Source organism: Mesoflavibacter sp. SCSIO 43206 (assembly GCF_019904215.1).
Taxonomy (GTDB): domain Bacteria; phylum Bacteroidota; class Bacteroidia; order Flavobacteriales; family Flavobacteriaceae; genus Mesoflavibacter; species Mesoflavibacter zeaxanthinifaciens.
Genome location: NZ_CP063201.1, coordinates 2,506,782 through 2,524,174 on the forward strand (window position 1 = coordinate 2,506,782; position 17,393 = coordinate 2,524,174).

The 17,393-nt window shown below is 31.4% G+C and carries 16 protein-coding genes; 8 read left to right on the forward strand and 8 right to left on the reverse strand.

The window, feature by feature from the left end; genetic code table 11:
* Nucleotides 1-20: 20 nt before the first annotated feature.
* On the reverse strand, nucleotides 21-1,397 hold the full coding sequence (gene lpdA, locus INR78_RS11540; RefSeq protein ID WP_036227262.1) for a dihydrolipoyl dehydrogenase: 1,377 nt from the start codon (nucleotides 1,395-1,397) through the stop codon (nucleotides 21-23).
* A gap of 116 nt (nucleotides 1,398-1,513) precedes the next feature.
* Here lpdA and INR78_RS11545 point away from each other — a divergent pair, with 116 nt between their 5' ends.
* Nucleotides 1,514-2,797, forward strand: coding sequence for an NAD(P)/FAD-dependent oxidoreductase (locus tag INR78_RS11545; protein ID WP_223076629.1), 1,284 nt, complete (start codon nucleotides 1,514-1,516; stop codon nucleotides 2,795-2,797).
* Nucleotides 2,798-2,805: 8 nt separating this feature from the next.
* On the opposite strand, the gene msrB is transcribed toward INR78_RS11545, so the two are convergent.
* The gene (gene msrB, locus INR78_RS11550; protein ID WP_223076630.1) at nucleotides 2,806-3,282 is read right to left on the reverse strand and encodes a peptide-methionine (R)-S-oxide reductase MsrB; all 477 of its coding nucleotides are present in this window, start codon (nucleotides 3,280-3,282) and stop codon (nucleotides 2,806-2,808) included.
* 171 nt (nucleotides 3,283-3,453) lie between these two features.
* Here msrB and INR78_RS11555 point away from each other — a divergent pair, with 171 nt between their 5' ends.
* From INR78_RS11555 to INR78_RS11565, 3 genes are all read left to right on the forward strand, one after another.
* Nucleotides 3,454-4,287 (forward strand): M48 family metallopeptidase, encoded by an 834-nt coding sequence (locus tag INR78_RS11555; protein ID WP_223076631.1) that lies wholly within the window; start codon nucleotides 3,454-3,456, stop codon nucleotides 4,285-4,287.
* An 88-nt stretch (nucleotides 4,288-4,375) separates the two neighbouring features.
* Entirely contained in the window at nucleotides 4,376-5,677 is a 1,302-nt protein-coding gene (locus tag INR78_RS11560) for an MFS transporter (protein ID WP_223076632.1), read from the forward strand.
* A 37-nt stretch (nucleotides 5,678-5,714) separates the two neighbouring features.
* Nucleotides 5,715-6,320: a hypothetical protein gene (locus INR78_RS11565; RefSeq protein ID WP_223076633.1), complete on the forward strand. Its 606-nt coding sequence runs from the start codon at nucleotides 5,715-5,717 to the stop codon at nucleotides 6,318-6,320.
* 69 nt (nucleotides 6,321-6,389) lie between these two features.
* On the opposite strand, the gene INR78_RS11570 is transcribed toward INR78_RS11565, so the two are convergent.
* The 4 genes from INR78_RS11570 to INR78_RS11585 are packed head-to-tail and all read right to left on the reverse strand — an operon-like array spanning nucleotide 6,390 to nucleotide 9,298.
* Nucleotides 6,390-7,121 (reverse strand): head GIN domain-containing protein, encoded by a 732-nt coding sequence (locus INR78_RS11570; RefSeq protein ID WP_223076634.1) that lies wholly within the window; start codon nucleotides 7,119-7,121, stop codon nucleotides 6,390-6,392.
* Between the two features lie 26 nt (nucleotides 7,122-7,147).
* Complete coding sequence (locus tag INR78_RS11575; protein ID WP_223076635.1) at nucleotides 7,148-8,233, reverse strand: hypothetical protein; 1,086 nt, start codon at nucleotides 8,231-8,233, stop codon at nucleotides 7,148-7,150.
* Nucleotides 8,217-8,774, reverse strand: coding sequence for a hypothetical protein (locus INR78_RS11580; protein WP_223076636.1), 558 nt, complete (start codon nucleotides 8,772-8,774; stop codon nucleotides 8,217-8,219). Before INR78_RS11580 ends, INR78_RS11575 begins: the two co-directional genes overlap by 17 nt.
* Before the next feature lie 5 nt (nucleotides 8,775-8,779).
* The gene (locus INR78_RS11585) at nucleotides 8,780-9,298 is read right to left on the reverse strand and encodes an RNA polymerase sigma factor (protein ID WP_255593072.1); all 519 of its coding nucleotides are present in this window, start codon (nucleotides 9,296-9,298) and stop codon (nucleotides 8,780-8,782) included.
* A gap of 308 nt (nucleotides 9,299-9,606) precedes the next feature.
* Between INR78_RS11585 and lon the strand changes: the two genes are divergently transcribed.
* Entirely contained in the window at nucleotides 9,607-12,054 is a 2,448-nt protein-coding gene (gene lon, locus INR78_RS11590) for an endopeptidase La (RefSeq protein WP_223076638.1), read from the forward strand.
* A 152-nt stretch (nucleotides 12,055-12,206) separates the two neighbouring features.
* Nucleotides 12,207-13,226: a type IX secretion system protein PorQ gene (gene porQ / locus INR78_RS11595; RefSeq protein WP_223076639.1), complete on the forward strand. Its 1,020-nt coding sequence runs from the start codon at nucleotides 12,207-12,209 to the stop codon at nucleotides 13,224-13,226.
* Nucleotides 13,227-13,229: 3 nt separating this feature from the next.
* Here the strand turns inward: porQ and INR78_RS11600 are convergent, their stop codons facing one another.
* A complete protein-coding gene (locus INR78_RS11600) occupies nucleotides 13,230-13,832 on the reverse strand; it encodes an MCP four helix bundle domain-containing protein (RefSeq protein WP_027879957.1) in 603 nt (200 codons plus the stop codon).
* 151 nt (nucleotides 13,833-13,983) lie between these two features.
* Between INR78_RS11600 and cmk the strand changes: the two genes are divergently transcribed.
* Nucleotides 13,984-14,679 (forward strand): (d)CMP kinase, encoded by a 696-nt coding sequence (gene cmk / locus INR78_RS11605; RefSeq protein ID WP_106678340.1) that lies wholly within the window; start codon nucleotides 13,984-13,986, stop codon nucleotides 14,677-14,679.
* Between the two features lie 61 nt (nucleotides 14,680-14,740).
* Here the strand turns inward: cmk and INR78_RS11610 are convergent, their stop codons facing one another.
* Complete coding sequence (locus INR78_RS11610; RefSeq protein WP_106678338.1) at nucleotides 14,741-15,124, reverse strand: LysM peptidoglycan-binding domain-containing protein; 384 nt, start codon at nucleotides 15,122-15,124, stop codon at nucleotides 14,741-14,743.
* A gap of 380 nt (nucleotides 15,125-15,504) precedes the next feature.
* Between INR78_RS11610 and rpsA the strand changes: the two genes are divergently transcribed.
* Entirely contained in the window at nucleotides 15,505-17,334 is a 1,830-nt protein-coding gene (rpsA, locus tag INR78_RS11615; RefSeq protein WP_223076640.1) for a 30S ribosomal protein S1, read from the forward strand.
* Nucleotides 17,335-17,393 lie beyond the last annotated feature (59 nt).

The window sequence follows — 17,393 nt, forward strand, 5'->3', positions numbered from 1 at the left end:
TTAAAAATAGTTTTTCAATTTTATAAGTGAATTACTTCATCATAAGCATCTGCAACAGCTTCCATAACCGCTTCACTCATTGTTGGGTGAGGATGTACTGCTTTTAATACTTCATGACCTGTAGTTTCTAACTTTCTACCTAAAACAGCTTCTGCAATCATATCTGTTACGCCAGCACCAATCATGTGGCAACCTAACCATTCTCCATATTTAGCGTCAAAGATAACTTTTACAAAACCTTCTTTGTTTCCTCCAGCACTTGCTTTACCAGATGCAGAAAAAGGGAATTTTCCTACTTTAATGTCAATACCTTTATCTTTAGCTTGTTGTTCTGTCAAACCAACACTAGCTATTTCTGGAGAACAATAAGTACAACCTGGTATATTACCATAGTCTAATTTTTCTACATGTTGTCCAGCAATTTTTTCTACACATAATATACCTTCGGCAGATGCAACGTGTGCTAATGCTTGACCAGGAGTTACATCTCCAATAGCGTAGTAACCAGGTATGTTTGTTTGGTAATAATCATTAACTAATATTTTGTCTCTATCTACAGCAATACCAACATCTTCTAAACCAATATTTTCAATGTTAGTTTTAATACCAACAGCACTTAATACTACATCTGCTTCAATAACTTCTTCTCCTTTTTTAGTTTTAACTGTAGCTTTAACACCATCACCAGATGTGTCTACGCTTACAACTTCAGAAGAAGTTTTAATTTTAATACCGTTTTTCTTAAAAGAACGTTCTAATTGCTTAGATACTTCTTCATCTTCAACCGGTACAATTCTATCCATGTATTCAACAATAGTTACTTCAGTACCCATTGAGTTGTATACGTAAGCAAACTCAACACCAATAGCTCCAGAACCTACAACTATCATTTTTTTAGGTTGCTTTTTTAGTGTCATAGCTTCTCTGTAACCAATTACTTTTTCACCATCTTGTGGTAAGTTTGGTAACTCACGACTACGCGCACCAGTTGCAATTACAATATGATCTGCACTATATTCTTTTCCGTCAACTTCAACTTTTTTGCCAGGTTTAAGTTTTCCAAAGCCATTAATAACGTCAATTTTATTTTTTTTCATTAAAAATTTCACTCCGTTACTCATGCCTTCAGCAACACCACGACTACGTTTAACAACTGCATCAAAATCAGCTTCAGCTTCTTTCACCTTTAATCCATAATCTTCTGCATGCTTTAAGTATTCAAACACTTGCGCGCTTTTAATTAATGCTTTAGTTGGGATACATCCCCAATTTAAACATACACCACCTAAGCTTTCTTTTTCTACTACTGCAGTTTTAAAACCTAATTGAGAGGCTCTAATTGCTGTAACGTATCCACCTGGTCCACTTCCAAGAACTATAATATCGTATTTACTCATTATAAAAAGTTTTGTCGTTTTTTAGAAGCTACGAATTTACGAAATCGTATTTGAATAAAGAATTTTACAACCTCAAAAATTATAACTTTTACTACCTTTGTGATAAGTTTATATCTATGAATATTCCAAAATCTAGTTTTCCGCGAGTTGTAATTATTGGAGGCGGATTTGCTGGTGTAGCATTAGCAAAGAAATTATCTAAAAAAGAATTACAAGTTGTGTTGTTAGACAAACATAACTATCACAATTTTCAACCACTTCTTTATCAGGTGTCTACAGGAGGATTAGAGCCTGATTCTATTGCGTATCCAATAAGAAAAATATTAAAAGACTTTCCTAACTTTTATTTTAGGTTAGCAGATGTCTCAGAAATTGATACTGAAAAATGTAAAGTAATTAGCAATATTGGAAGTTTAAAATTTGATTATCTAGTAGTTGCTTCTGGTTCTAAAACTAACTTTTTCGGAAATAAATCTATAGAAGATAATAGTATGGAAATGAAAACCATACCTCAATCTTTAAACTTAAGAAGCTTAATTCTTGAAAATTTTGAAGACGCACTATTAACTTCAAATTTACATGAAAGAAATGCTTTAATGAATTTTGTAATTGTAGGAGCAGGACCAACAGGTGTAGAGCTTGCAGGTGCTTTAGCAGAAATAAAAAAAGGAATTTTACCTAAAGATTATCCAGATTTAGATACCAGAACTGTACAGATTAATTTAGTACAATCAGGAGATAGAATATTAAAAGAAATGAGCGAAAAGGCTTCTAAAAAAGCAGAAGATTTTCTTGAAGATTTAGGTGTGCATGTTTGGAAAAACGTAAGAGTTACTGGTTATGATGGTAATGTAGTTACTACAAACAGTGATTTAACTTTTGAAGCAGAAACGGTTATTTGGGCAGCAGGAGTTAAAGGCGCTGCAATTAATGGTATTGATGGAGAAGAATTATTGTCTAAAAGTAATAGAATACAGGTTAACGAGTTTAATCAAGTAAAAGGTTTTAATAATATTTTTGCTATTGGAGATGTAGCCCAAATGACAACAGATCAAACACCTTATGGACATCCAATGATGGCACAACCAGCCATACAACAAGGTAAACACTTAGGTGATAATTTACTACGTTTAATAGAAAACAAGCCTCTAAAACCTTTTAAGTATATAGACAAAGGAAGTATGGCAACTGTTGGTCGTAACAAAGCAGTTGTTGATTTACCAAAATTTAAATTCCAAGGTGTTTTTGCTTGGTTTGTTTGGATGTTTGTTCACCTATTTTTCTTAATAGGTTTTAGAAACCGACTTGTTGTTTTTATAAATTGGGTTTATAATTATGTTAGGTTTGACCGTGAAGCACGTTTAATAATAAGACCTTACAAGAATAAGTTTAAACCGTAAAATAAAGATTATTTTTCTGGGACAAAGTCTAACGCTACACCATTAATACAATGTCTTTTTCCAGTAGTATCTTTAGGTCCATCATTAAAAACATGACCTAAGTGACCACCACATGTCGCGCAATGCTCTTCTGTTCTTGCATATCCTAAGTCATAATCAGTGCTAAAGGCAACATTACCTTTAATTTCTTGATCAAAACTTGGCCAACCTGTACCAGAATCAAATTTGTTTTCACTTTTAAATAAAGGTGTATTACAAGCAGCACAATAAAATGTACCTGATCTGTATTCATTATTTAAAGGACTTGAAAACGCACGTTCTGTTCCGGCTTCTCTTAAAACATAATATTCCATATCTGTAAGTTCTGCTTTCCATTGCGAGTCAGTTTTACTTACCGAAAAAGATTCTTTTTCGTCTTTGTCTTGACCTTTAGATTTACAACTAAACATTAAGGTAACAACAAGTAGTAGAGCTATTTTTTTCATAATCATAGTTTTTTATTAAAGATAAGTCGTTTAAATTAATAAGACATTACAAAGCTTCATTTTAGCAGATTTTTATGACTTTTAATCGAAAAGATTAAGACTATACTAACATAGATTAAAGTGATTTTTGTGAAAGATTTTGTACATTAGATTGAATTTAAAATTTCAACTATGAAAATTAATAAAATAATTGCTTCACTTACATTTTTAGTATTAATGGCAGTTTCTTGTGCGACAAATCCTTTTACAGGAAAAAAGACATTAGCATTAATACCAAATTCTCAATTGTTTCCTACCTCTTTTGCTCAGTATAATCAAGTACTTTCTGAAGGTAAAGTGGTTACAGGAACACAACAGTCTGAAATGATTAAACGTGTGGGACAACGTATTGCTGTTGCTGCAGAACGTTGGTTAAATGCTAACGGAAAACCAGGATATTTAAATGATTATAAATGGGAATATAATTTAATACAAGAAGATGTGGTTAATGCTTGGTGTATGCCAGGAGGTAAAATTGCATTTTATACAGGAATTTTACCTGTTGCAGAAAATGAAACAGCTATAGCAGTAATCATGGGTCACGAAGTGGCGCACGCATTAGCAAATCATGGTCAACAACGTATGAGTGCTGGTATGTTACAACAAGTAGGAGCTGTTGCAGGTAATGTTGCTATAAAAGATGAACAAACAAGAAATGCTTTTAACCAATATTATGGAGTAGGATCTCAAGTAGGATTAATGCTACCTTTTAGTAGAAGTCATGAAACTGAAGCAGACCGTATAGGGTTATATTTAACAGCAATAGCTGGTTATAATCCTGATGAAGGAGCAGAGTTATGGAAGCGTATGGCGCAAGCTAGTGGAGGACAGGCACCACCAGAAATATTAAGTACGCATCCAGCTAATGAATCAAGAATAGATAACTTAACAGCATTAGCGCCTCAAGCAAAAGCTGAAGCTAAAAAATTTGGTGTGTCTAGTTTTAGACCTTTAGGAAAATACTAATTGAGAATTAAAAATATTTAATTACTTTCGGAGCTGTTCTTTTTAAGAGCAGCTTTTTTTTTAAGAGCATAACCTAACTAAAAATCAAATGGAAAACCTTCAAAAAGGAAGTAAAAAACTACTTAATGCTTGGGCATTTTATGATTGGGCAAATTCGGTTTATACTTTAACAATAGCTTCATCTATATTTCCAATATTTTATTCGGCATTATTTATAAATCAAACCCACAAAGTTGTAAATGCTTTTGGATTTGAGTTTAAAAGCACTGCATTAATTACTTTTATTACAGCTTTTACTTTTTTGGTTGTTGCTTTTACGTCTCCAATTTTATCTGGAATAGCAGATTATGTTGGTAATAAAAAAAACTTTCTTAAGTTTTTCTGCTATGTAGGTGGATTAGGCTGTATAGGATTATATTTTTTTAGTTTAGATCATATTTACATTAGTCTTCTGTTCTATTTTATGGGATTAATTGGTTATTGGGGAAGTTTGGTGTTTTATAATTCTTATTTACCAGATATTGCTTTTCCTGAACAACAAGATAGCATAAGTGCTAAAGGATTTAGTTTAGGTTATATAGGTAGTGTTATATTGTTAATAATCAATTTAATAATGGTTATGACTGCAGAAGATGGTCAAAAAATGGATATGATGCGCTATTCTTTTGTCATGGTTGGAATCTGGTGGATTGGTTTTAGTCAGTATAGCTTTTATTGGTTACCAAAAGGAACATCTAAAGGTCATAAAGTAACTAAAGAAGTTGTTTTAGACGGATTTAATGAGCTAAAAGTGGTCTGGAAAGCGCTACAAGAAAATGTTTTACTAAAAAAATATTTGCAATCCTTTTTTGTGTTTAGTATGGCTGTGCAAACCATTATGTTGGTTGCTGTTTATTTTGGAGAAGAAGAAATTAATTGGGGAAGTGATGATGCTAAAACTATGGGGTTAATAGTTAGTATTTTAATAATACAGCTTATAGCTATTGTTGGCGCTGTGCTAACATCTAAAGCATCATCAAAATTCGGGAACATAAAAACATTAATAGCTGTTAACTTTATATGGATGAGTTTGTGTTTTTATGCTTATTTTATGGAAACACCAGTACAATTTTACATTGCAGCGAGTTGTGTAGGATTTGTTATGGGTGGTATACAAAGTTTAGCTAGGTCTACATACTCTAAGTTTTTACCAGAAACAAAAGATACAACGTCCTATTTTAGCTTTTTTGACGTTGCAGAAAAAATAGGTATCGTTATAGGAATGATTATTTATGGAACAATAGATCAGATTACAGGAAGTATGCGTAATTCAATTTTATTCTTATTTATATTCTTTTTAATTGGTATTATATTACTTTTTAGGGTGTTAAAACAACAAAAACTAGAATAATTTTTTATGTTTGTATAACAATCAACTAATTTTTATAATGAAAAAATCACTTTTACCTTTCCTGTCACTATTTATTTTATTGTCTGCTTTTACTTGTGAAAATGAACCTTTGGATTATGACCAAGAGTCTATTGATAGTATAAATAATAGTAATAACAGTTCTAATAATGCAGGCTTAGTAGGGACTTGGGACCTTGTTAGTTTTGATGTAGATATGATAAATTCTGCTACTCTTCCTTCAGGAGATATGATAACAGAAATATTAGTAAGTTCTACTTCAACAGATTATCAGGTTACTTTTACTGATACAGAATTTTCTACTACAGGTAGTTATAGTTACGATACATTTATTGAGGCTGGAGGAATTTCTCAACAAGATAATTTAACATTAACAGATGTTACAGGATCAGGATCTTACACAACAGACGGTAATGAGATTACTACAGAAGGTGCTTTTTTTGATTTTTCATTTGAAGGTGTAGATCAATCTGCTTTTGAGGACAATCAAACTAGCAATTATAGTATAAGTGCAGATGGGCAAACGCTAACATTTTCTCAAAATCAAACAACATTGCAGTCTAACAATGGGTTTGAAACAGAAATAGATATTGTAGCAGAATCTATATGGCAAAAAGTAAATTAGTAATATATAAGAAACATAAAAAAGCCACTATTTAAATAGTGGCTTTTTTATTTATACTAACTATAGTTTTTAATTACTAATATCACCAGAACCAGTTACTTTTTTTGATACTTTTTCTGGATTGCCTTTATATTCTATATCTCCAGATCCTGTTACTCTTGCTTCTATCTCTTTATTGGCAACAACAACGATATCTCCAGATCCTGTTACTTTAGCTTCTGTGTAATTTGCGCTTAAATTTCCTCCATCAAAATCTCCAGATCCTGTTACAGACACTTCTAATTTTTCTGTTTTTCCGGATAGGTTAATATCTCCAGAACCAGTTACAACTACTTCGGTGTCATTTGCATTGATATCTAATGTAATATCTCCAGAACCAGAAAGACGTGTTTCAAAATTACTTGATTTTATTGTAGTATTACAAGTAACATCTCCAGAACCAGATAGTGTTACTTTGTTAATATCTGTAAAAGGTATAGTAATTTTTATTCCTTTATTGCTGGTAGGTTTAAGATTGATATTGTTTTTTATTTTAATTATTAAGCTGTTTCCTTCAGATTCTGTTATGATATAATCTAATAAATTACTTTCTCCTTCTAGGGTTATTTTACCTTCTTTGCCTTTAACTAATTCAAAATCCATCCAACCTGCTAATTTTACGTTGTCATAGCTAGATGTTGTTCTGGTAATTGTTGTAACGTCTCCGTTACCTCTTACTTTTTTGTTTCCCCATTGGGCACATGCAGTGTTAATACTAACTAGTGCTATTGCTAATATTAATGTGATTTTTAAAGATTTCATTGTATATGGTTTTATGATTAATGTTTTTATTTATTATCGAAAGATACGCTTCCGTAGTCTGATTTTATAGTAATTAAATTACCAGAATTTTTAGTGTTTTTATAGCCTTTATAGTATTTGCTAGTAGAGCGTTCGTTTTTCATATTAAATTCAAAATCATTGTCTCCATTTAATCCACCATAGTCTAAGTCAATTTCAAAATCAAAACTGTAATCGTTATCTATACCAATTTTAATACCTACGTAATCTGAGTCTATAGCTACATTGCCGGCATTTTTAGTCATTTTTCCAATTTTTATTGAACCGTAATCGGCTTCGATATTTACATTTTTATAAACATCACCTAAAACAACGGTTAAATAGTTACCGTTTCCTGAAAAGTTATTGACGTTATTAACGCGTAAACTTCCGTAATCACAGTTGTAAGTTACATTTTCTGCAATTTCGACAACAGAATTTGTGTAATCTGCTACAATGTCTAAGTTTTTAGCTTTAGCAACGGTAAATCCGCTATAATCTGCGTTTATTTTTCCGCTTTCGATATATTCGAAATAAGAATTGTTTGTATAGTCAAAAGAGATATTATTATTGTCTGCTAAAAGCTCTTTTGTGGTAATTTTACCGTAATCACAATTTATATTGGCGTGACCTTGTAATGTACCAAGAAGGATGCTTCCGTAGTCATTATTTAAATCGACATTATTAGTAATAGGTAGTTTTACTAGGTAGTTAATTTGAATGTTAACATTGTTATTGTTGCCCCAATTCCACCAAGACTTGCTTTTAGATTTACCAATTTGTGTTTCTGCAGAGACGTAGTTTGAAGTCGCAGAAAAATTTACATCAATATCATCTAATTTATCTTGTACTTTGTCCTCGTCATTACCGTTAGTAGTGATGGTGATTTCAAAAACAATTCGGTTTTCGTTCCAAGTAATAACATCAAGGTTGCCATAACGATTATCTATTTTTAACGTAGCGTCTTTAGAGACGTTATATTCTTTTTTTATAGTTTTTTTCTTGGTGTGTTTACCTTTCCAATCATTATCATTATTAGCAAAAATAGCTGCAGGTAAGAGTAGAAGTAATGTTAGTTTATATAGTAGTTTCATAGTTATTTTGTTTAAGTTCTTTTTGGTCTTCAATATATTGTAATGTTGTTTTTAAAATGTCTATTCTGTTTTGAAAGTTGGTGATCATAGCATAGATAACTAATTGATCTTCGCCACTTTCTTGTAAGCTAATTTTAAGGTTGTCGTATTCTTTTTCTAGTTCGTTTAGACGTTTTAAAGCGTCGTTAATAATTGTTTTAGTTTCTTGGGTTTGTTCTGCTTTTAATTTGTTAACTTCAAAAGCAATAGCATTGGTAAAAAACTGTTGTGTTTCTGCCATTTCTGGTGATACGCTAGCTAAATCTTTAGGTTGTTCTTTAGCTTGCACACCAAAACTTATAGAAATAATTAGAACAATAGAAGCTGCTACAGCTAATAAAGGTTTCCAGTACGTTTTAGAATCTTTTTGTACAATAGTTTTGGTGTTTTCTAATGCATTTAATTTTTCTAAAAAACGTGCTCCATGACCGTTATTTGGTGTCTCTACATCAAATTGTCCTTCTAAGTTTTTAAATAAATGTTCTAAATTATCTTTACTCATAACAATTAATTTAATTGTTCTAATTTTTTTCTTAAACTGTCTTTAGCTCTAGATATCATAGTCCTGCAATTAGCGTAACTAATATTCATTACGTCTCCAATTTCTTCATAATCGTAACCTTCAATTAAATTTAGGGTTAAGACCACTTTGTAATTAGATTTTAAAAGATTTAAAGCTTCTAATACTTGTTGCACTTTTATGTTTGTTATTTCAACAGTTGTATCAATACCTTGATGGTCTTCAACTTTATAAAGCACATCATCTAAAGCGACATCGTGTTGCTTATTATTTTTATTATAAGCTTGTATGCTGTTATTAATTACAATACGCTTTAACCAGCCACCAAAGGTCTTTTTATCTTTTAAACTATCTAATTTTGAAAATGCCGTGATAAATGATTCTTGCATAATATCTTCAGCTTCAAAACTGTCATTTACAATTCTGTACGACGTGTTATACAATCCTTTGTAATACCTGTTGTAAAGCTCCATTTGGGCTTTTTGGTTGCCAGATACGCAAAGCATAACAAGTTGTTCAGTATTATGATTAGTTAGTGTCAAAAATGTGATGGTTTATTATAAAGAGTTAATTTAATAATCATTGTTACACTTTCTTTAAAAATTTTTCAAAATTCTTTTCAATTTTAAAGTTTCAACTTTTTAAAAGGAATAAAGAAGTGGCACGTTAATTGAAATTTATATATCGTTATTGCATTCTAATTTAACATTAATAGCTAGTATATCAATGTTTTATAGGATTTGAATAATTCAATTTAAAACTATAAAAGTCGAAACCATTACTTTTTAATGACATTTTGACTTAAAACATACTTATGAAGAAATCTAATTTTATATCACTTGACAGTTTGTCATTACAAGATTTTGATGAAAACTCAGAATTAATTCCATTAATGACTCCTGAAGACGAAGAAAAAATTAATAAAGAAGAATTACCAGAAAGTTTACCAATACTTTCATTACGCAACACGGTACTTTTTCCAGGTGTAGTTATCCCAATTACAGCAGGAAGAGACAAGTCTATCAAACTTATAAACGACGCTAATAAAGGTGGAAAAGTAATAGGTGTAGTGGCACAAAAAGACGAAGATGTAGAAGATCCAAAAGTTACCGATATCCATCAAACAGGTACTGTAGCTCGTATTTTAAAAGTGCTTAAAATGCCTGATGGGAATACAACCGTGATTATCCAAGGTAAAAAGCGTTTTGCGATAGACCAAGTTCTAACTGAAGATCCTTATATTAAAGCAACGGTAAAAGAAGTTTCGCAAGCAGCACCAGCTGTTAAAAATGAAGAATTTAATGCGATTATAGAAAGTATAAAGGATTTAGCAGTTCAAATTATAAAGGATAGTCCAAATATTCCTACTGAAGCGACTTTTGCTATAAAAAATATAGAAAGCGAATCGTTTTTAATCAATTTTGTGTCTTCAAATATGAATTTATCTGTTGAAGAAAAGCAAAAACTATTAGAGATAAACGATTTAAAAGATCGAGCTTTAGAGACGTTACGTTATATGAATATCGAGCTTCAAAAATTGGAGTTAAAAAATGATATTCAATCAAAAGTACAAAGCGATTTAAATCAGCAACAGCGTGAGTATTTCTTAAATCAGCAGTTAAAAACCATTCAAGAAGAATTAGGTGGCGGAAATGCTGAAGAAATAGAAGAAATGAAAACTCGTGCTAAATCTAAAAATTGGGACGAAAAAGTAGCAAAGCATTTTGAAAAGGAATTATCAAAAATGCAACGCATGAATCCGCAGGTTGCTGAGTATTCTATTCAACGTAACTACTTAGATTTATTTTTAGATTTACCGTGGAACGAGTTTAGTAAAGATAAATTTGATTTAAAACGCGCACAAAAAATATTAGATCGTGACCATTATGGCTTAGACGATGTTAAAAAACGAATTATAGAGCATCTAGCAGTTTTAAAACTACGTAATGATATGAAGTCGCCAATCATCTGTCTTTACGGTCCTCCAGGAGTTGGTAAAACATCTTTAGGAAGATCTATTGCAGAAGCTTTAGGTAGAGAATACGTGCGTATGAGTTTAGGAGGATTACGTGACGAGGCAGAAATCAGAGGTCACCGTAAAACTTATATTGGTGCAATGCCAGGTCGTATTATTCAAAGTCTTAAAAAAGCAGGAACATCAAATCCTGTATTTGTTTTAGACGAAATTGATAAACTATCAAATTCGCATCAAGGCGATCCATCTTCAGCATTATTAGAAGTGTTAGATCCAGAACAAAATAGCGAGTTTCATGATAACTTCTTAGAAATGGGTTACGACCTATCAAAAGTAATGTTTATTGCCACTTCAAATAGTTTAAATACTATTCAGCCAGCATTAAGAGACCGTATGGAAATTATTAATGTTACAGGTTATACTATCGAAGAAAAAGTTGAAATAGCAAAACGTCACTTGCTACCTAAGCAGTTAAAAGAACACGGTTTAACTGATAAAGATTTAAAAATTGGTAAGCCGCAATTAGAAAAAATTGTTGAAGGTTACACACGCGAATCTGGTGTACGTGGTCTAGAAAAACAAATAGCAAAAATGGTGCGTCACGCAGCAAAAAATATTGCTATGGAAGAAGAGTATAATATTAAGGTAACTAATGAAGATGTTATAGATGTACTAGGCGGACCAAAATTAGAACGTGATAAATACGAAAACAACAATGTTGCTGGTGTTGTTACAGGATTAGCGTGGACACGAGTTGGTGGTGATATATTATTTATAGAATCTATCTTATCTAAAGGAAAAGGCGCTATGACTATTACAGGTAACCTTGGTAAAGTCATGAAAGAATCGGCAACAATTGCTATGGAATATATTAAAGCAAATGCTGAAACTTTAGGAATAAACTCTGATGTGTTCAATAATTATAATGTTCATATTCATGTTCCTGAAGGCGCAACACCAAAAGACGGACCAAGCGCAGGTGTTACGATGTTAACATCTTTAGTGTCTTTATTTACTCAAAAGAAAGTAAAAAAGAGCATTGCAATGACTGGAGAAATTACACTTCGTGGAAAAGTGTTACCAGTTGGTGGTATTAAAGAAAAAATCTTAGCAGCAAAACGTGCTAGAATTAAAGAGATTTTATTATGCGAAGACAACAGACGAGATATAGAAGAAATTAAACCAGAATATCTAAAAGGGCTTACATTTCATTACGTTACAGACATGAAAGAAGTAATAGACATTGCAATAACAAATCAAAAAGTTAAAAACGCAAAATCATTATAATTTCAAATTTTAAAAAAAGCTACCATAAACAGGTAGCTTTTTTTATTGTTGTAATATTTAAAATACTAATAGATATTTTTAAATAAAATTAAGCTAAAAAATAAATCATCTATAACTACGTTTTAAAAGAGATTTATTTACTTTGCAACCTTATGTTTAAAAAAGTTGTCCTGTTTACTGCTTGCCTTTTTAGCACGTATTGCTTTTCGCAATTAGGTGGACAATCTACTTACCAATTTTTAAATTTAATTGCATCACCACGTCAAGCAGCGCTTGGAGGTAAAGTGTTAACCAATGTAGATTACGACGTAACACAAGCACTTTACAATCCATCAACTATTAATGTAAATATGGATAATCAATTTGCACTTAATTACAGCAGTTATTTAGGTGGTATTAATTACGGTACAGCAGCATACGCTTACACATGGGATAGGCGTACACAAACTTTTCATGCAGGTGTAACATATATTAATTATGGTGATTTTGATGGTTATGATGAGCAAGGTAATCCTACAGGAACATTTACAGGTAGCGAAGCCGCATTATCTTTAGGTTATGCTTTACAAATAGGGTATAGTGATTTTTATTTTGGAGGAAATTTAAAATTTATAACGTCTCGTTTAGAACAATATAATTCATTTGGTATAGCTACAGATTTAGGCTTACTTTATATAGATGAAGATTTAGAATTTCAAGCAACACTTGTTGTTAGAAATTTAGGAACACAAATTACAACCTACGCAGGTTTACAAGAGTCTTTACCACTAGAAGTAAATATTGGCTTAAGTCAAACGTTAGAAAACATCCCGTTACGTTGGCATCTTACTTTTGAAAATCTTCAAGAGTGGCCAATCGGTGTTTCTAATCCAGCAAGAGCAACCACAGATTTAGAAGGTAATCAAACGCAAGAAAATATAGGCTTTTTTAATAATGTGCTAAGACACACAATTATTGGTGCAGAGTTATTTCCTGATAAAGGTTTTAATATTCGTTTAGGCTATAATTTTAGAAGAGCAGAAGAGCTTCGTGTTGTTGATCAGCGTAACTTTTCTGGTTTATCTGCTGGTTTTGCAGTAAAAATTAACAAGCTTCGTTTTAGTTATACACATGCTAAATATACAGCAGCTACAGATGCTAACTTTTTTGGTTTGCATATTGATTTACAGTAGTGTTTAATTGTCTTCTTTTTTTGGATTATACATTACAATTATTTGTATTACGATAGCAAGAAATATTAATAAGTAAATTTCTATTTGTGTAAATAATTCAACCGAGTCTATAGCTTTTTTACTAATTGACATTTGTTTACTTCCTTCTAAAAGTTGAATTTTAGATAGGTCCTCTAAATTCTTTTTAATCTTAGCTATTTGTTTAAACATGTCTTCTTTGCTAGAAAAGTTAGAAGTCACATATTTAGATTCTGTATTATTTAGTTGTTGTAAGTTTTCTTTTAGGTTACTAAAAGTTTTACTTTCTTCTTTAGTAAGTTTGGTAGCTTCAAATTTAGAAATAAGGTTTTCTATATTTTTATTTTCTTCTTTATTAGAAACTTTAAAAAAAGTAGAATCTGATAATGCAACTGCAACTTCTTTTTTATGTATAGAATTTGAAAACTCTAAAATTAAGTTTTTAGCAACAAGTCTATCTTCGTAAATAGACACGACTGAATCTTTTACGCGCACAAAGTTGTTTCTGTCAATAAGATTTGTGGTTACGATTAAAACAAAAACCATTAAAATACCAAGGGTCCATTTTATTTTATTGAAAAAAGTCATAAGTTTTAATATTTAAGGATAAATATAATTCAAATTAAGGAAGTGCGTGTTATTTCTTATTCAGTTTAACAATTAAGCAAAGATGTTTAAATAAAACATAATCGTTTTTAATCAATTTTAATCCCTATTTTTGAAGCCTAAAAGTTAAAACGTGCAAAAAATAACAATCGCTATAGACGGATTTTCTTCAACAGGAAAAAGTACAGTAGCAAAACAATTGGCAAAACACTTAGGTTATATATATGTAGACTCTGGCGCTATGTACAGAGCTGTAACGTTGTATACTATGCAAAATGGATGGATTGACAAAGACCATTTTGATGTTGTCGCTTTAGTATCAAACTTAAGTAACGTAGAAATTAGTTTTAAGTTTAATCCAAATCTAGGTTTTGCAGAAGTATATTTAAATGGAAAAAATGTTGAAAAACAAATACGCACACTTGAAGTATCAAGCTATGTAAGTAAAGTAGCAGCAATACCAGAAGTACGTTACCAATTAGTAAAACAACAACATCAAATGGGTAAAGATAAAGGTGTTGTTATGGATGGTCGTGATATTGGAACCGTAGTTTTTCCTAATGCAGAACTTAAATTATTTATGACTGCATCTGCCGAAACTAGAGCACAAAGGCGTTATGACGAATTAATAGAAAGAGGTGATAATATAACGTATGAAGATGTGCTTAAAAATGTTAGAGAGCGTGATTATATAGACTCTAATAGAGAAAATTCGCCTTTAGTTAAAGCAGAAGACGCTATAGAAATCGATAATTCTAATTTAACTTTAGATCAACAATTTGAAAAGATTTTAAACTTGGTAAATACCAGATTAGATAATTTAAATTAGAATTTCTATCATAAAAAAAGCGAACCAGAAGGTTCGCTTTTTTAATTTTTAGTTATAAATCCTATAAATTAGGAATCTTAAGTTCTTGATCTGGAAAAATCACATCTGGATTTTTTAGGATGTCTTTGTTAGCTTCAAAAATAGCGGTGTATTTACCTGCATTACCATAATAATGTTTAGCTATTTTACCTAAAGTATCACCACTTTTTACAGTATGTTTTGCGTATACGCTTTCATCTGCAACTGTAATGTTAGCCTTGATGTCTGTTGGCGCTTCTTCGCCAGCAACAGCTTTAATTTCGTCCCAAATTAAGTTTTTTTCGTATTGCGTAGCTGCAGTACCTTTTACTTTTAATATTCCGTCCTCAACCCAAACATCTCCGTTTTGGATATTTAACTTTTCACCTAAATCTAATACGCTTTGATATTTTTCTTTAACTGCCATATAAATAGTTTTAATTGTTAATTCTTAAATAAAGATATGAAATATAACAATAGTTCTTTTAAACAAAAGGTTAAGTAATTTTGCTGTATCGACTAAGTGTTTAGAATCACCGATTAAATACATCGTTTTATTGTTGTTTACACAAATTTAAAGTGTATTGATAATCAGTTAATTAATTTTTAAAAAAATTAGGCAAAATGGCTAAAATGTAGTATTTTTGCACTCCTTTTAGCGAGAATTGGATTTTTAAAAGGAAATTAAGAAAAATAAATTTAACGCTTCTGTAGGTATATCGCTTAATTAATCCAAAATATCACAGAATACAAACACAGTGTTTTCTTTCCGCGAAAGCGAGTAAAAAACATTGCAATTTTAATTAAATGGCTGAAAAAGCACAAGACGCAAAGGTTGAAGCAACTGAAGCAAAACAAAACAACGCTCCAGAAGTATCTGAAGCACAAAAAAACCCTGAAAAATTCTTAAAAGAGTTTAACTGGCACAATTACCAAGAAGGAATTGATGAAGTTGAAGATTCTCAATTAAAAGAATTTGAAAAATTAGTATCAGAAAACTTTGTTGACACATTAGATGACGAAGTAGTAGAAGGAGAAGTAGTACACATTACAGATCGTGATGCTATTATTGACATTAACGCTAAGTCAGAAGGTGTTATTTCTTTAAACGAGTTTAGATACAACCCAAATTTAGCAGTAGGAGACAAGGTAGAAGTATTAATTGATGTTCGTGAAGACGCAACAGGACAATTAGTATTATCTCACCGTAAAGCTCGTGTAATTAAAGCTTGGGATAGAGTAAACAAAGCTCATGAAACTGGCGAAATCGTAAACGGTTTTGTTAAGTGTCGTACTAAAGGAGGTATGATTGTAGATGTTTTTGGTATCGAAGCATTCTTACCAGGTTCTCAAATTGACGTTAAGCCAATTAGAGATTACGATCAGTACGTAAATAAAACAATGGAATTTAAGGTTGTTAAAATTAACCACGAATTTAAAAACGTTGTTGTTTCTCATAAAGCGCTTATCGAAGCAGATATCGAAGAGCAAAAGAAAGAAATTATTGGTCAATTAGAAAAAGGTCAAGTATTAGAAGGTGTTGTTAAAAACATCACATCTTACGGTGTATTTATCGACCTTGGTGGTGTAGATGGATTAATCCACATTACAGACTTATCATGGTCTCGTATTAACCATCCAAACGAAATCGTAGAATTAGACCAAAAATTAAACGTTGTAATCTTAGACTTTGATGAGGATAAATCAAGAATCCAATTAGGTCTTAAGCAATTATCTAAACATCCTTGGGATGCATTAGGAGAAGAAGTTGCTGTAGGTGACAAAGTAAAAGGTAAAGTAGTTGTAATCGCAGATTACGGTGCATTTATCGAAGTTGCAGAAGGTGTAGAAGGTTTAGTACACGTATCTGAAATGTCATGGTCTACACACTTACGTTCTGCTAACGACTTTGTAAACGTTGGTGACGAAGTAGAAGCGGTAATCTTAACTTTAGATAGAGAAGATCGTAAAATGTCTCTTGGTATTAAGCAATTAACACCAGATCCATGGACAGATATTACTACAAAATACCCTGTAGGTTCTAAACATACAGGTACTGTACGTAACTTTACTAACTTTGGAGTATTTGTAGAATTAGAAGAAGGTATTGACGGATTAATTTATATCTCAGATTTATCTTGGACTAAGAAAATCAAACATCCATCAGAGTTCTGTAACGTAGGAGATAAGTTAGATGTAGTTGTATTAGAATTAGATGTTGAAGGACGTAAATTATCTTTAGGTCACAAACAAACTACAGAAAACCCTTGGGACAAATACGAATCTGAATTTGCTTTAGGTACTACTCACACTGCTGAAATTGCAGACGTAGTAGATAAAGGAGCTACAATTGAGTTTAACGAAGATATCGTTGCATTTGTACCATCTCGTCACATGGAAAAAGAAGACGGAAAAATGCTTAAGAAAGGTGACACTGCTGAATTTAAAATTATTGAATTTAATAAAGAATTTAAGCGTGTTGTAGCATCTCATACTGCTGTATTTAAAGAAGAAGAGATTGCTAACGTAAAAGCTGCTGCTAAAAAAGCAGAAGCTCAAGCTGCAGAAGCAAAACCAACTTTAGGTGATGCTAACGAAGCGTTACAAGCATTAAAAGATAAAATGGACGGTAAGTAATCTTACTTAATTTTATATAATTAAAAGCCTCTCAAAAATTGAGAGGCTTTTTTTATATA

What these genes read in the sequence shown, in the direction of transcription:
- INR78_RS11610 (WP_106678338.1), bottom strand. Translation starts at nt 15,124, where the DNA reads ATGGCAGTTAAAGAAAAATATCAAAGCGTATTAGATTTAGGTGAAAAG.
- lpdA (WP_036227262.1), bottom strand. Translation starts at nt 1,397, where the DNA reads ATGAGTAAATACGATATTATAGTTCTTGGAAGTGGACCAGGTGGATAC.
- INR78_RS11570 (WP_223076634.1), bottom strand. Translation starts at nt 7,121, where the DNA reads ATGAAATCTTTAAAAATCACATTAATATTAGCAATAGCACTAGTTAGT.
- INR78_RS11565 (WP_223076633.1), top strand. Translation starts at nt 5,715, where the DNA reads ATGAAAAAATCACTTTTACCTTTCCTGTCACTATTTATTTTATTGTCT.
- INR78_RS11560 (WP_223076632.1), top strand. Translation starts at nt 4,376, where the DNA reads ATGGAAAACCTTCAAAAAGGAAGTAAAAAACTACTTAATGCTTGGGCA.
- msrB (WP_223076630.1), bottom strand. Translation starts at nt 3,282, where the DNA reads ATGAAAAAAATAGCTCTACTACTTGTTGTTACCTTAATGTTTAGTTGT.
- INR78_RS11585 (WP_255593072.1), bottom strand. Translation starts at nt 9,298, where the DNA reads ATGCTTTGCGTATCTGGCAACCAAAAAGCCCAAATGGAGCTTTACAAC.
- INR78_RS11600 (WP_027879957.1), bottom strand. Translation starts at nt 13,832, where the DNA reads ATGACTTTTTTCAATAAAATAAAATGGACCCTTGGTATTTTAATGGTT.
- INR78_RS11555 (WP_223076631.1), top strand. Translation starts at nt 3,454, where the DNA reads ATGAAAATTAATAAAATAATTGCTTCACTTACATTTTTAGTATTAATG.
- porQ (WP_223076639.1), top strand. Translation starts at nt 12,207, where the DNA reads ATGTTTAAAAAAGTTGTCCTGTTTACTGCTTGCCTTTTTAGCACGTAT.
- INR78_RS11580 (WP_223076636.1), bottom strand. Translation starts at nt 8,774, where the DNA reads ATGAGTAAAGATAATTTAGAACATTTATTTAAAAACTTAGAAGGACAA.
- INR78_RS11575 (WP_223076635.1), bottom strand. Translation starts at nt 8,233, where the DNA reads ATGAAACTACTATATAAACTAACATTACTTCTACTCTTACCTGCAGCT.
- INR78_RS11545 (WP_223076629.1), top strand. Translation starts at nt 1,514, where the DNA reads ATGAATATTCCAAAATCTAGTTTTCCGCGAGTTGTAATTATTGGAGGC.
- lon (WP_223076638.1), top strand. Translation starts at nt 9,607, where the DNA reads ATGAAGAAATCTAATTTTATATCACTTGACAGTTTGTCATTACAAGAT.
- rpsA (WP_223076640.1), top strand. Translation starts at nt 15,505, where the DNA reads ATGGCTGAAAAAGCACAAGACGCAAAGGTTGAAGCAACTGAAGCAAAA.